Source organism: Streptomyces sp. RLA012 (genome assembly GCF_056270325.1).
Genome location: NZ_JBWDPA010000002.1, coordinates 1,805,316 through 1,818,861 on the forward strand (window position 1 = coordinate 1,805,316; position 13,546 = coordinate 1,818,861).

12 protein-coding genes and 1 pseudogene are annotated in these 13,546 nt (G+C 71.3%); 1 reads left to right on the forward strand and 12 read right to left on the reverse strand.

Annotated features, from left to right (window positions below):
- Positions 1-12 precede the first annotated feature (12 nt).
- Positions 13-816: an ABC transporter ATP-binding protein gene (locus tag RV986_RS08575; protein WP_475916810.1), complete on the forward strand. Its 804-nt coding sequence runs from the start codon at positions 13-15 to the stop codon at positions 814-816.
- Positions 817-896: 80 nt separating this feature from the next.
- Here the strand turns inward: RV986_RS08575 and RV986_RS08580 are convergent.
- From RV986_RS08580 to RV986_RS08635, 12 genes and pseudogenes are all read right to left on the reverse strand, one after another.
- A pseudogene (locus RV986_RS08580) lies at positions 897-1,478 on the reverse strand (discoidin domain-containing protein); the annotation flags it as partial.
- Between the two features lie 188 nt (positions 1,479-1,666).
- Positions 1,667-3,268 (reverse strand): glycoside hydrolase family 13 protein, encoded by a 1,602-nt coding sequence (locus RV986_RS08585; RefSeq protein WP_475916811.1) that lies wholly within the window; start codon positions 3,266-3,268, stop codon positions 1,667-1,669.
- 39 nt (positions 3,269-3,307) lie between these two features.
- Positions 3,308-4,183 (reverse strand): carbohydrate ABC transporter permease, encoded by an 876-nt coding sequence (locus tag RV986_RS08590; protein ID WP_475916812.1) that lies wholly within the window; start codon positions 4,181-4,183, stop codon positions 3,308-3,310.
- The gene (locus tag RV986_RS08595) at positions 4,180-5,148 is read right to left on the reverse strand and encodes a carbohydrate ABC transporter permease (protein WP_475916813.1); all 969 of its coding nucleotides are present in this window, start codon (positions 5,146-5,148) and stop codon (positions 4,180-4,182) included. Before RV986_RS08595 ends, RV986_RS08590 begins: the two co-directional genes overlap by 4 nt.
- Positions 5,149-5,156: 8 nt before the next feature.
- Complete coding sequence (locus RV986_RS08600; RefSeq protein WP_475916814.1) at positions 5,157-6,506, reverse strand: ABC transporter substrate-binding protein; 1,350 nt, start codon at positions 6,504-6,506, stop codon at positions 5,157-5,159.
- Positions 6,507-6,662: 156 nt separating this feature from the next.
- On the reverse strand, positions 6,663-7,661 hold the full coding sequence (locus RV986_RS08605; RefSeq protein WP_475916815.1) for a LacI family DNA-binding transcriptional regulator: 999 nt from the start codon (positions 7,659-7,661) through the stop codon (positions 6,663-6,665).
- Between the two features lie 73 nt (positions 7,662-7,734).
- On the reverse strand, positions 7,735-8,430 hold the full coding sequence (locus tag RV986_RS08610) for a GntR family transcriptional regulator (RefSeq protein ID WP_475916816.1): 696 nt from the start codon (positions 8,428-8,430) through the stop codon (positions 7,735-7,737).
- A gap of 80 nt (positions 8,431-8,510) precedes the next feature.
- Complete coding sequence (locus RV986_RS08615) at positions 8,511-9,512, reverse strand: proline racemase family protein (protein ID WP_475916817.1); 1,002 nt, start codon at positions 9,510-9,512, stop codon at positions 8,511-8,513.
- A 101-nt stretch (positions 9,513-9,613) separates the two neighbouring features.
- Positions 9,614-10,516 carry a dihydrodipicolinate synthase family protein gene (locus tag RV986_RS08620; protein ID WP_475916818.1) on the reverse strand — a complete coding sequence of 301 codons (903 nt, stop codon included), beginning with the start codon at positions 10,514-10,516 and terminating at the stop codon, positions 9,614-9,616.
- 31 nt (positions 10,517-10,547) lie between these two features.
- On the reverse strand, positions 10,548-12,074 hold the full coding sequence (locus RV986_RS08625; protein ID WP_475916819.1) for an FAD-dependent oxidoreductase: 1,527 nt from the start codon (positions 12,072-12,074) through the stop codon (positions 10,548-10,550).
- On the reverse strand, positions 12,064-12,363 hold the full coding sequence (locus RV986_RS08630; protein ID WP_475916820.1) for a (2Fe-2S)-binding protein: 300 nt from the start codon (positions 12,361-12,363) through the stop codon (positions 12,064-12,066). The genes RV986_RS08625 and RV986_RS08630 overlap by 11 nt, the downstream gene beginning before the upstream one ends.
- Positions 12,360-13,511, reverse strand: coding sequence for an NAD(P)/FAD-dependent oxidoreductase (locus tag RV986_RS08635; protein ID WP_475916821.1), 1,152 nt, complete (start codon positions 13,509-13,511; stop codon positions 12,360-12,362). The genes RV986_RS08630 and RV986_RS08635 overlap by 4 nt, the downstream gene beginning before the upstream one ends.
- Positions 13,512-13,546 lie beyond the last annotated feature (35 nt).

A 13,546-nucleotide genomic window follows, 5' to 3' on the forward strand; every position in this document is an offset into this window, starting at 1 on the left:
AAAGGGCGGTCCATGCTCGACGTACACGGCCTGAAGAAGGTCTACGAAGGTTCCGGGCGCCGGGTGGAGGCGGTACGGGACCTCACCTTCACCGTCGAGGCGGGCGAACTCGTCTGTCTGGTCGGCCCGTCGGGCTGCGGCAAGACCACGCTCCTGAAGTGCATGGGCGGCCTGCTGACGCCGACCGCGGGCGAAGTCCGGCTGGGGGGACGGCCGGTGAACGGGCCGCCGCCCGGGATGGCGTTCGTGTTCCAGGAGTACGGGCGCAGCCTCTTCCCCTGGATGCGGGTCCGCGAGAACGTCGAACTTCCCCTGAAGCAGAAGAAGTTGAGCAGGGAGCGGCGGCGGGAGCTGGTGGCCGACGCGCTGGAGTCGGTCGGGCTCGCGGAGGCGGCGGGGGCGTACCCGTGGCAGCTGTCGGGCGGGATGCAGCAGCGTGTCGCGATCGCCCGCGCGCTCGCGTACGAGCCGGACGTGCTGCTGATGGACGAGCCGTTCGCGGCGGTCGACGCGCAGACCCGTGCCGATCTGGAGGATCTGGTGCGCGGGCTGTGGCGGAAGCGCGGCATCACGATCCTGTTCGTCACCCACGACATCGACGAGGCCGTCTACCTCGGCGAACGCGTCCTGATCCTCTCCGCCTCGCCCACCGTCGTACAGGAGCAGCTGAAGGTCGATCTCCCGGACGAGCGGGACCAGTTGCACACCCGGGTCGCCCCGCGCTTCGCCGAGCTGCGGACCCATGTGTACGAGCAGATCCAGGCGGCGAAGCGCGGGGCGACCGATACCGGTCCCCCCGAAAAGACGCTCACCTGAGTTACGCCTCCACCTCAGTCAACTGCCTGGCGCGTACGCCGAAGGCTTGAGCGCAGCGGAATTGACCAACTACGCGGCGCTCACGCCTCTGGAGAGCGACGTCCTGCGATCCGGTGGCCGGAGTTGCCGCCGCCGTTGGTGAGGGTGAAGGCGCCGGAACCGGTCGGGTAGGGGCAGTTGTAGAGGCCCGCCGCGCCGACCGCGGTGGCCTGGACGTTGCTGAACCTGGCCGTGCCCTGCGATTCGGCCTGGACGACGACCGTGCCGGTGTTCCTGACCGTCGCGCCGTCCACCGCGATGTTCTTCGTCGCGTACCCGTGGCCGCCGCCCGACACGAACTCGAAGGCGCTGTAGGGACTGTCGGTGATCGTGGTGCCGTTGGCGAGGTTCGGCTGGGAGATGGTGTTGTTCTCGAAGCTGCTGTCGGTGTCGGGCGCGTACAGCGACCACATGGCGAGGGTGTCGTCGCCGTTGTTGCGCAGGAAGTTGTTGCGGACGCGGACCCCGCATGCGTTGCCGTTGAGGTTGAGGCCGTCGGCGGTGGTGTCGAGGATGCGGTTGTTCTCGACGACGAGGTTGTCGTTGTTGCCCATCAGCCAGAGGCCGACCTTGAGGCGCTGGAGCCACATTCCGGAGACGCTGGAGTTCGGGCCCGGCGAGCCGGGCGCCGACGGCCGCGTGCGCGGTGGGTGCGGTCATCGCGAGCACGCCGGCCGTGAGGGCGACGGTGGTGGCGGCGACGGTGGCAAGTCTTGGCATGGGCCTGACAGATCTGACCTGTTGTGCATGTGCTGATCCCTTCGCGGTGGGGGTGCGGGGACAGCGCGGTGCGGGGACGGCGGACGCGGTCTCAGTCGCGCAGCCAGACCGCGGTGTCCTTCGGCAGCCGTCCCTCCGGGTCCAAGGGGCCGCTGCCGAGGAGGAGTCGGGAGTGTGCGGGGAGGTCGGCGGGCGCGTCGGCGAGGTTCACGATGCACCGCAGCCGGCCCTCCTGACCTGGGCGGGCGAAGGCGAGGACGCCCTCGGGCGCGGGCAGCCAGGTGAGCGGGCCGTCGCCGAACTCGGGCCGGAGCCGCAGGGCCGCGCGGTAGAGGGAGAGCATCGAGCCGGGGTCGGCGGCCTGGAGGTCGGCGGCGTACGCGGACCAGCCGGCCGGCTGCGGCAGCCAGGGCTCGCCCCCGAAGCCCGCGTACGGCGCGTCGGCCCTCCACGGCAGCGGGACCCGGCAGCCGTCCCGCCCCGGGTCGGTGCCGCCGGAGCGGAAGTGCATCGGGTCCTCGATGCGGTCGCGGGGTATCTCGGCCTCGGGCAGGCCCAGTTCCTCGCCCTGGTAGAGGTAGACGGCGCCGGGCAGGGCGAGGGAGAGCAGGGCGGCGGCGCGGGCGCGGCGGGTGCCGAGGGCGAGGTCGGTCGGGGTGCCGAAGGCCTTGGTGGCGAAGTCGAAGCCGGTGTCGGCGCGGCCGTAGCGGGTGACCGTGCGGGTCACGTCGTGGTTGCACAGCACCCAGGTGGCGGGCGCCCCGACCGGGGCGTGTTCGGCGAGGGTCTCGTCGATGGACGTACGCAGGCGCCGGGCGTCCCAGGGGCAGGACAGGAACGAGAAGTTGAAGGCGGTGTGGAGTTCGTCGGGGCGCAGATAGCGGGCGAAGCGCTCGGTGTCGGGGAGCCAGACCTCTCCGACGAAGATGCCGTCGTAGGCGTCTGCGACCGTACGCCAGGAGCGGTACACGTCGTGGAGTTCGTCGCGGTCGACGTACGGATGCGGGTCGCGGCCCTCGACGAAGTCGGGGAGGTCCGGGTCCTTGGCGAGCAGGGCGGCCGAGTCGATGCGGACGCCCGCCACACCGCGCTCGAACCAGAAGCGCAGGATCTCCTCGTGCTCCCGGCGGACGGCGGGGTGCGCCCAGTTGAGGTCGGGCTGTTCGGGGGTGAACAGGTGGAGGTACCAGGCGCCGTCGGGCAGCCGGGTCCAGACGGGCTCGGCGGAGCCGGCGAACTGGGACGGCCAGTCGTTGGGCGGGATCTCCCCGTGTGCGCCGCGTCCGGGGCGGAAGTGGAAGAGCTCGCGCTCGGGCCCTCCGGCCAGGGCGGCCCGGAACCACGGGTGCTGGTCGGAGACATGGTTGGGCACGATGTCGACGAGGCTGCGGATGCCCAGCTCCCGGGCCTCGGCGATGAGTTTCTCCGCCTCGCCGAGCGTCCCGAAGGCCGGGTCGATGACGCGGTAGTCGGCGACGTCGTAGCCGCCGTCCTTCATCGGGGAGAGGTACCAGGGGTTGAACCACAGGGCGTCCACGCCGAGTTCGGCGAGGTACGGGAGCCGGGCGCGGACGCCCGCGAGGTCGCCGGTGCCGTCGCCGTCGCCGTCCGCGAAGCTGCGGACGTACACCTGGTAGATGACGGCGGAGCGCCACCACTCGGACTGATTTCGGGCAGGGCGGGGCTGTCCCACGGTGCGTTGCCTTTCGTTCGAGGAGGTCACCTGCGGGCGTCAGCCCTTGGTGCTGCCCGCGCTGATCCCGGCGATGATGTGCCGCTGGAACACCAGGAACATCACGACCATGGGAATGCTGGCGATCACCATCGCGGCGATGAGCACGGTCAGCTGGATGTTCTGCGACAGCTGGACCAGGGCGACGCTGATCGGCTGTTTGCCGGTGTCGGAGAAGACCATCAACGGCCAGAGGAAGTCCTGCCAGACGGCGACCAGGGCGAAGATCGACACGACGCCCAGGACGGGCCGGGACATGGGCAGCACGATCGACCAGAGGGTGCGCAGCCGCCCGGCGCCGTCGATCTCGGCCGCCTCCAGGACGTCGCGCGGGATCTGGTCGAAGAAGCGCTTGAGGAGATAGAGGTTGAAGGCGTTGGCCACGGCGGGCAGCCAGATGCCGAGCGGATCGTTGAGCAGACTGGTGTGGATCAGCGGGAGGTCGGCGACGGTCAGGTACTTCGGTACGACCAGGGCCTGCGCCGGGACCATGAGGGTGGCGAGGATGCCACCGAGGATCAGCTTGCCGAAGGCCGGCTTCAGCTTGGAGAGGGCGTACGCGGCGGCGGTGCAGAACACGAGTTGCAGCAGCCAGGCACCGGTGGCCTGCACCACGGTGTTCCACAGATGGGTGGGCAGGTCCATCAGGTCCCAGGCGTCGGTGTAGCCGCTGAGGCTCCAGTGCTCGGGGACCAGGCTCGGGGGCGTACGGGTGACCTCGTCCGGCGACTTCATGGCGCCGGTCACCATCCAGTAGACCGGGAAGAGGAAGGCGAGCGCGAAGAGCAGGACGACGCCCGTGAAGACGGTCCAGTAGACGGCCTTGCCACGGGGGCGGGCCAGGGTGAGCGGCGAGACCAGGGTACGGGTGCTCATGACTCCTCCGCGGTGGAGCGGGTCAGCCGCAGATACACCGCCGAGAAGGCGCTGAGCAGGGCGAGCAGCATGACGCTCAAGGCACACGCCCCTCCGAAGTCGTTGTAGAGGAAGGCGTACTTGTAGATCAGGTAGAGGACCGTCACGGTCGCGTTCTCGGGGCCGCCGCCGGTGATCACGAACGGTTCCGTGAAGACCTGCATGGTGGCGATGATCTGCAGCAGCATCAGCATGAGGATGATGAAGCGGGTCTGCGGGATCGTCACATGGCGGACGCGCTGCCAGATGTTCGCGCCGTCCAGCTCGGCCGCCTCGTACAGCTCGCCGGGGATGCTCTGCAGCGCGGCCAGGTAGATGAGGACGGTGCCGCCGAGGTTGGCCCAGGTCGCGACGATCACCAGGGAGACGAGCGCGGTGTCGGCGCCGTTGGACCAGTTCGAGGTGGGCAGGTGCACAAAGCGCAGCGCCTCGTTGGCGAGGCCCGCTCCGGGATCGTAGAACCACTTCCACAGCAGGGCGCTGACCACCGGCGGGATCATCACCGGCAGGTACACCACGACCCTGAAGAAGGCCTTGGCGTGCCGGAGTTCGTTCAGTACCAGGGCCATCACGAACGGGACGGCGAAGCCGATGAGCAGCGCGAGGAGCGTGAAGGTGAACGTGTTGCGCCAGGCCGCGGTGAACTCCGGGTCGTGGAAGACACGGGTGAAGTTGGCGGTGCCGACCCACTGGGGCGGTGAGCCCGGCGTGTACTTCTGGAAGGCGATCACGACCGCGCGGATCGCGGGATACCAGGAGAACAGCGCGAAGCAGAGCAGGCCGCCGACGAGGAAGGCGTACGCACGGGACTGGTCGGCCAGGCGCCGGCGCCACGGGCCCCCTGCCCGGCGCCCGGCCGACCGCGGTACCTCCGGCGCGCCGACGGCGGCCGGAGGCAGTGCCACGGGCTTCGATGCGGTCTTCATGGGCGGGGTCAGCCCCGGGACAGGATGGAGTCGATCTTCCCGGACGCGTCCTTCAGGAGCTGGTCGATGTTCGCGTCCTTCTTGGTGAGGACCGCGGAGACGGCGCCGTCGAGGACCGAGTAGATCTGCTGGGCCTGGGGCGGCTCGATCTTCATCTGCAGGCTCTGGTTGCCGTCCAGGAAGGCCTGGTAGTTCTCCACGGGCACATTGGCGTTGGCCTTCTTGACCTGCTGGTCCGTGGCGTCGGCGGCGCCGGTGAAGAGCCGGGGCTCGGGCAGGCCGACGGGGGCGTCGTTCTGCTTGGCGCGGGCGTAGTCGCCGAGGAAGCCCTTGCCGGGCGTGAGGAACATGTGGTCGAGCCACTTCAGGCCGGCCTTGATCTGCTCGGGGCTGTCCTTCTTGTTGAACATGTAGCCGTCGCCGCCGATCAGCGTGCCCTTGCCGCCGGGCATGGGCGCGAGGGCGAGGTCCTTGTAGTTGCCGCCCTTCTCCTTCACGAGGATCGGGATGTTGTCGGGCGCGGAGAGGTACATGCCGAGCTTCCCCGAGCCCATCAGCTGCTGGACGTCGTTGAGGACGAGGAGCTGCTTGCTGCCCATGGAGTTGTCGGTCCAGCGCATGTCGTGCAGGTTCTGCAGGACGGCCTTGCCCTCCGGGGTGTCGACGGTGGCCTTCTTGCCGTCCGGCGCGACGACGTCGCCGCCCTGGGAGTACATCTCGGCGGTGAAGTGCCAGCCGCCCTGGTTCTGGGCGCTGTAGTCGGCGTAGCCGACGGTGCCGCCGCCGAGCGCCGCTATCCTCTTGGCGTCCGCGCGCACTTCCTCCCACGTCGCCGGGGGCTTGTCGGGGTCGAGGCCGGCCCTCTCGAAGAGCTTGCGGTTGTAGATGAGGCCCATCGAGTAGCCGGTGCGCGGAACTCCGTAGATCTTGCCGTCGACGGTGTAGATGTCGCGCAACTGCTGCTGGAGGGTGCCGTAGCTCTTGAGGTCCTTGACGTACGAGGTGATGTCGGCGGCCTGGTTGATGTCGACGACGTGCTTGGCGTCGGTGAAGTACGTGTAGAAGACGTCCTCCATCTGGCCGCCTGCCAGCTTGGCGTCGAACGTCTTGGGGTCCTGGCAGGGGAACGCGTCGTGCGCGACGACGTCGACGTCCGGGTTCTGCTTCTCGAACGCCTTGATGTCGGCCTCGAAGAACGAGCGGTCGACCTTGGCACTCTTCGGCGGCATGCAGTTGACCGTGATGCGGGTCCTGCCGCCCGCTGAGCCGTCGCCGCTGCCACCGCAGGCGGTGGCGGTGAGCGTGAGGGCGGACGCCGTGAGCAGGACGGCGGTACGGCGGAAGCCGGGACTTCTCATCGGTGGACCCCTTCGGGCAGGAGCGAGGAAAGCCCACGGGGCGCGCCGATGTGCTCTGGCGCACCGCCGTGTTCTGGCGCGGCACACTCAAGCACCGGCGACAGGAGTCCGCAAGATGTCACGCAGAATATGTAATTATTCGACAGCCGGGTGGATCTAGTGGCGGGGTGCTTGCGCGGTCGACCCCCGGACGACCAACTCGGGTTCGAACAGGAGCTCTTCGGCGGTGACGCTGCTGCCGCCGATCTGGGTGCTCAGCAGCTCGACGGCCGCCCGTCCCATCGCCTCGATGGGCTGGCGGACCGTGGTGAGGGGCGGCTCGGTGCAGTTCATCAGCGCGGAGTCGTCGTAGCCGACGACGGACACCTGTGACGGTACGTCAAGTCCCTTGCGGCGGGCGGCCCGCACCACGCCGAGGGCGAGCGGGTCGCTGGCGCAGATGAAACCGGTGACCCCGCGGTCGATGAGCCGGGAGGCCGCCGCGTGGCCGCCCTCGATCGAGAACATGGCCCGCGCGACATGCGCCTCGGGCAGCTCGGGGGCGAGGGCCCGCGCCGCCGCCAGCTTCCGGCCCGAGGGCATGTGGTCGGCGGGCCCGAGCACGAGCCCGATCCGCTCGTGGCCGAGCGAGACGAGGTGCCGCCAGGCCTGTTCCACCGCGACGGCGTCGTCGCAGGAGACGCCGGGGAAGCCCAGGTGCTCTATGGCGGCGTTGACCAGCACGACCGGGATGTTGCGGTCCGCGAGCTGTCGGTAGTGCTCGTGCGGCGCGTCGGCCTGCGCGTACAGTCCGCCCGCGAACACCACGCCGGACACCTGCTGTTGGAGCAGCAGCGCCACATAGTCCGCCTCGGAGACGCCGCCCTTGGTCTGGGTGCAGAGCACCGGGGTCAGACCGAGCTGTGCGAGCGCTCCGCCGATCACTTCGGCGAAGGCCGGGAAGATCGGGTTCTGCAGCTCGGGCAGGACGAGCCCCACGAGCCGCGCGCGCTCACCGCGCAGTTGGCTGGGCCGCTCGTAGCCGAGCACGTCGAGCGCGGAGAGCACCGCGGTCCGGGTGGCGTCGGAGACACCGGGCTTGCCGTTGAGCACCCGGCTGACCGTGGCCTCACTGACCCCGACCTTCTTCGCCACCTGAGCAAGTCGTCGCGTCATGCGCGCAAGAATAGCGCAAGAAATGTAAGCCGCTTGCGTAATCCGATAGAAAGCCAGGTGAACCCGACTGAACCTAGTGGGCCGCCCACAGGCCCCGCACATGGCCCAGGTGGCGGGTCATGACCCTGCGCACGGCCTCGGGGTCACGGTCCAGGAGGGCGTCGAGGAGTTCGAGGTGCTCCTCCGCCGAGTCCTGCAGGCGGCCCGCCTCCACGAGGGCGTTGAGGCCGTAGAGGCGGGAGCGCTTGCGGAGGTCTCCGACGACCTCGACCAGGTGGGCGTTGCCCGCGAGGGCGAGCAGGCCGAGGTGGAAGCGGATGTCGGACTCGACGTAGGCGATGAGGTCACCGGCCGCCGCCGCGGTCACGATCTCCCGGGCCGCCGGACGCAGCGCCTCCAGGGAGACCGGGTCCGCGGTGGCGGCCAGCGCCACCGCGGTCGGGATCTCGATGAGCGAGCGGATGTGGGTGTACTCGTCGAGCTGCTTCTCGGAGACCGCGGTGACCCGGAAGCCCTTGTTGGGCACCGTGTCGACGAGGCCCTCCTTGGCGAGGTCGAGCATGGCCTCGCGCACCGGCGTGGCCGAGACCCCGAAGCGGGCGGCCAGCGTCGGCGCGGAGTACACCTCGCCCGCCCGCAGTTCCCCCGCGATCAGCGCGGCCCGCAGGGCGTCGGCGACGCGCTCGCGGTAGCTGCTCTTCTTGCCGCCGAGGACGGGCAGGGCGGCGGGAGCGGCGGAGGGTGCGCTGCTGGTGCGCGTGGCGGGCATGGCTCGACTCCTCGTACGGCGGATGGGACTGGCACTGGGTGCAATGTCACGTGCCACCAGTATCGCCGGAGCACGTCACGCTAGAGCACGAAGCCCGCCGGGAACGGGTCGGTCGGGTCCAGCAGGTACTGGGCGGTGCCGGTGATCCAGGCGCGGCCCGTGAAACTGGGCAGTACCGCCGGGGTTCCGGCGACCTCGGTCGTGCCGAGCAGCCGTCCGGTGAACCGCGTCCCGATGAACGACTCGTTCACGAACTCGGTGTGCAGCGGGAGTTCCCCCCGGGCGTGCAACTGCGCCATGCGCGCGCTGGTGCCCGTACCGCAGGGCGAGCGGTCGAACCAGCCGGGGTGGATGGCCATGGCGTGCCGCGAGTAACGGGCGGTCGCGCCGGGCGCGTACAGGTGGACGTGGTGGCAGCCGCGGATGGACGGGTCCTCGGGGTGGACGGGCTCGCCCTCCGCGTTGATGGCCTCCATCAGCGACAGTCCGGCGGCGAGGATGTCGTCCTTGCGGGCCCGGTCGAAGGGCAGCCCGAACTGCTCCAGCGGGAGGATCGCGTAGAAGTTGCCGCCGTACGCGAGGTCGTAGGTCACCGTCCGGCCGTCGGCGAGCGTGGCCTTGCGGTCCAGGCCGGCCGAGAAGGACGGCACGTTCTTGAGCGTGACCTCCTTGGCGGCGCCGTCCTCGACCGCGACCTCGGCGACGACCGGGCCGGCCGGGGTGTCGAGCCGGATGGTGGTGACCGGCTCGACGACCTCGACCATGCCGGTCTCCACCAGGACGGTCGCGACGCCGATGGTGCCGTGCCCGCACATCGGGAGGTAGCCGGAGACCTCGATGTACAGGACGCCGTAGTCGCAGTCGGGGCGGGTGGACGGCTGGAGAATGGCGCCGCTCATCGCCGCGTGACCGCGCGGCTCGTTCATCAGGAACTGCTTGATGTCGTCGCGGTGCTCACGGAAGTACAGCCGCCGCTCGTTCATGGTCGCGCCGGGGACGGTGCCGACACCGCCGGTGATCACCCGGGTGGGCATGCCCTCGGTGTGCGAGTCGACGGCGTGCAGGACGAGTTTGCTGCGCATGGGATCCGTAACTCCTGCCGGTCGAGCGGGTTGGGGGGCGGGCGTAGGGGGGTTGGAGGGGACTCGCGGAGGGGGCGGAGGCGGCGAGCAGAGAGCGGGGTTCAGGCCAGACCGGCGGCGACGGCCTTCTCGGTGGCGGCGCGGACCGTGGCCTCCTGCTCGGGCAGCAGCGCGACGCGCGGTGGGCGCACCCGGCCGCCATGACGGCCCACGATGTCCATGGACAGCTTGATGGCCTGCACGAACTCGACCTGGGAGTCCCAGCGCAGCAGCGGGTGCAGTTGCCGGTAGAGGTGCCGTGCCGTGTCGAGGTCGCCCTCGACGGCGGCGTGGTACAGCTCGACGCTCGCGGCGGGCAGCGCGTTCGGGTAGCCGGCCACCCAGCCCTTGGCTCCCGCGACGGCCAGCTCCAGCAGGACGTCGTCGGCGCCGATCAACAGGTCGAGTTCCGGGGCGAGTTCGGCGATCCGGTAGGCGCGGCGCACATCGCCGGAGAACTCCTTGACGCCGTGGATGTACCCCTCCGCGTGCAGTTTCGCGAGCAGTTCGGGGACCAGGTCGACCTTGGTGTCGATGGGGTTGTTGTACGCGACGACGGGGAGGCCCGCCTTGGCGACCTCCTCGTAGTGGGCGAGGACGGAACGCTCGTCGGCACGGTAGGCGTTCGGCGGCAGCAGCATCACGGACCGGCAGCCCGTGTCACGGGCCTGCTCGGCCCAGCGGCGGGCCTCGGCGGAGCCGTAGGCGGCGACGCCGGGCATCACCCGGGAGCCGCCGATCGCCGACACGGCCGTCTCGACGACCTTTGCGCGCTCCTCGGGCGTGAGCACCTGGTACTCGCCGAGCGAGCCGTTCGGTACGACGCCGTCGCAGCCGTTCTCGACCAGCCAGGCGCAGTGTTCGGCGTACTTGTCGTAGTGGACGGAGAGGTCGTCGTTCAGCGGGAGTGCGGTGGCGACGAGGACGCCGCGCCAGGGGCGCTTCTCGGTTCCGGTCGTGGTCATGAGCGGTTCCCTCCCAATAGGGTGTGACATTTCACTGTGTTCGGTGCGGGGGCGTGCCCGTAGGCGGGAGTCGGCCCTCCTCGGCCGCCCCGTTCCCCTCGGGGTGCTCCCCCGCCCGGGCCAGTACCCCGAGCGGTACCGGGCGCGCCAACAACCGCCGCGCGGGCGTCTGTTCGCAGCCGGCGAGCCCAGCGACCGCCGGCTCGCACATCCGGCCCTGGCACCAGCCCATCCCGGCGCGGGTGAGCAGCTTCACGGTCCGTACGTCGCCCGCGCCCAGCTCGTCGACGGCCTGCCTGATCGCACCGCCGGTGACCTCTTCGCAGCGGCAGACGACGGTGTCGTCGCCGACCTGTTCCGTCCAGTGCGCGGGCGGCGCGTAGCCGGCGTCGAGGGCGGCGAAGAACTCCCGCATCCGAGTACGGGACCTGGCCACCCGGGCCCAGCCGCGCGGGTCGGGTGCCACGCCCGTCAGCCGTACGGCGACCGAGCGGCCCGCGAGCCGGCCCTCGGCGAGCGACAGCGCCGCGCCGCCGATGCCGGTGGTCTCCCCGGCGGCCCACACCCCGGGCACGTCGGTCCGCTGCTCCTCGTCGACGTGGACCCGCAGCCCGTCGATACGGCAGCCGAGCGACTCGGCGAGGTCGGTGTGCGGCAGCATGCCGTGCCCGATCGCGAGGGTGTCGCACGGGACGCGCCGCTCGGTACCGGGCCTGACGCGCCCCTGGGCGTCGAGTGCGGCGAGCGTCACGGCGTCGAGCCGCTCCTCGCCGTGCGCCGCGACGACGGTGTGCCGCGCGAGCAACGTGACGTGCTGTCGCAGGAGTCGGATGCCGTACCGCGCCCCCTCGGCGATCTTCCCGGGCTGTGCGGCCAGTGCCCGGGCCCGGCGCAGGAACGCCTTCGGATCGGCGGACTCCACGAGCGCGGCGACCTCGACCCCGGCCGCGGCGAGTCCGGTCGCCACGGGCAGCAGCAGGGGCCCGGTCCCCGCCACGACCGCCCTCCGCCCGGGGACGACGAGCCCGCCCTTCAGCATGGCCTGCGCGCCACCGGCGGTGACGACCCCGGGGAGGGTCCAGCCCGGGAAGGGCAACACCCTCTCGTATCCACCGGTGGCGAGAAGCACGGCGTCGGCGCGGACGGTGACGGGCTCCTCCTGGAGGGGACCGAGCAGCGCGTGCACGACAAAGCCGCCTACGCCTGCAGAGCCGCCGGAGCCCGGCCGGGCAGGGGGCGGCGCGGTGGCCGACGGCACTTCGGGGACGGTGGGTTCGACACACCACACGTGGTGGTCCGCCAGATGCCTGATCGTGCCCGCCTCGACCCGCGCTGCCAGCGCGTCCCGCAGCCGCTCCCACGTCCGCCACCGATGGTGCAGGGCGCCCGGCCGCCGCGCCCCGAGCCCGGTCGCGGGCTGACGGTAGAACTGACCGCCGGCCTGCGCCGCCGAGTCGATCAGGGTGACCCGGACGCCGTGCGCCGCGGCGGCCAGGGACGCGGCCAGCCCGGCCGGTCCCGCGCCGATCACCGCGAGATGCGGTCGCTCAGCCGCCATGTCCCGTCCCTTCCTGCGTACGGATCGTGTCGCCCGGCCGCACCGGCACCAGACAGGCCCGTTGATTGGGGCGGTCGTTGACGGTCACCAGGCAGTCGAAGCAGACGCCGATGCCGCAGAAGACGCCGCGCGGGCGGCCCCCGGTCCGGGTGGTGCGCCAGGAGGTGACGCCCGCCGCCCACAGCGCGGCGGCGACGGTCTGCCCGGGCAGCGCCGTGATCTCGCGGCCGTCCAGGGTGACCGTGAACGCGGGGCCCGGCTCGGCCCCCACCAGCTCCAGGGGATTCACCCGGCCTCCTTCGGGAAGCGGTCGGGCCGAAACGACCCGAGGTCCAGGTCGGGTGTCCGGCCGGCCAGAATCTGTGCGATCAGATGCCCGGTGCCGGTGGCGAGCCCGATGCCCGCGCCCTCGTGCCCGCAGGCGTGGAAGAGTCCGGGCACCCGCGGATCGGGCCCGATCGCCGGCAGGTGGTCGGGCAGGTACGGGCGGAATCCCAGGTACGTGCGCAGGGCCCGCACATCCGCCAGGAACGGGAACAGCCGGGTCGCCCCCGCCGCCAGCGCCCGTACGGCCGGCAGCGAGAACGAGCGGTCGAAGCCCACCCGCTCACGGCTCGCGCCGATCAGGATCGGCCCCGCCGCCGTCCCCTCCACGACCGGTGAGGTCTGCAGCGCGGCCGAGTCGCTGGCGACGTCGGCGACGTAGTCCGCGGCGTACACCTTGTGCCGCACCCTGCGCGGCAGCGGCTCGGTCACGAGCACGAAGCCGCGCCGGGGCAGCACCGGAAGCCGGACGCCCGCCAGCGCGGCCACGGCGGAACCCCAGGTCCCGGCCGCGTTGACGACCACCGGGGCGTGCAGGTCGCCCCGGTCGGTCCGCACGCCCCGTACCGCCCCGTCCGCCGTGCGCAGCACCTCGGTCACGGTCCGCCCGGTCAGCGGCCGTACCCCCGAGGCCCGCACCAGATGCGCCGCGGCCAGCGCCGGCATCACCTGGGCGTCCTGGGGATAGTGCACGGCGCCCGCCAGCCCGGGCGCCAAGTGCGGTTCCAGTGTGTGGAGTTGGTCGGCGGCGACCGGCACCGCCGAGACCCCGGCCGCCCGCTGTCCCGCCGCGAAGGTCTCCAGCGCGGTCAGCCCCTCGGGCGTGGCGGCGACCACGACGCCGCCCTTGGCCTCGTACTCGACGGCCTCGCCCAGCTCCTGTGCGAGGTCGGCCCACAGGCGCCCCGACAGCAGCGCGAGGTCGAGCTCGGGCCCGGGCTCCTTGTCGGAGACGAGGAGGTTGCCCTCGCCCGCTCCGGTGGTGCCGCCGGCCACCGGACCGCGGTCCACCAGGGCGACGTCAAGACCCGCCCGGGCCGCGTACAGCGCGCAGGCCGCGCCCACCATTCCGGCCCCGACGACCACGACATCGCAGGTCAGTCGCTTGGTCACGCCAGTACTATGTCACATGCCGCCCTGCGGCGGAA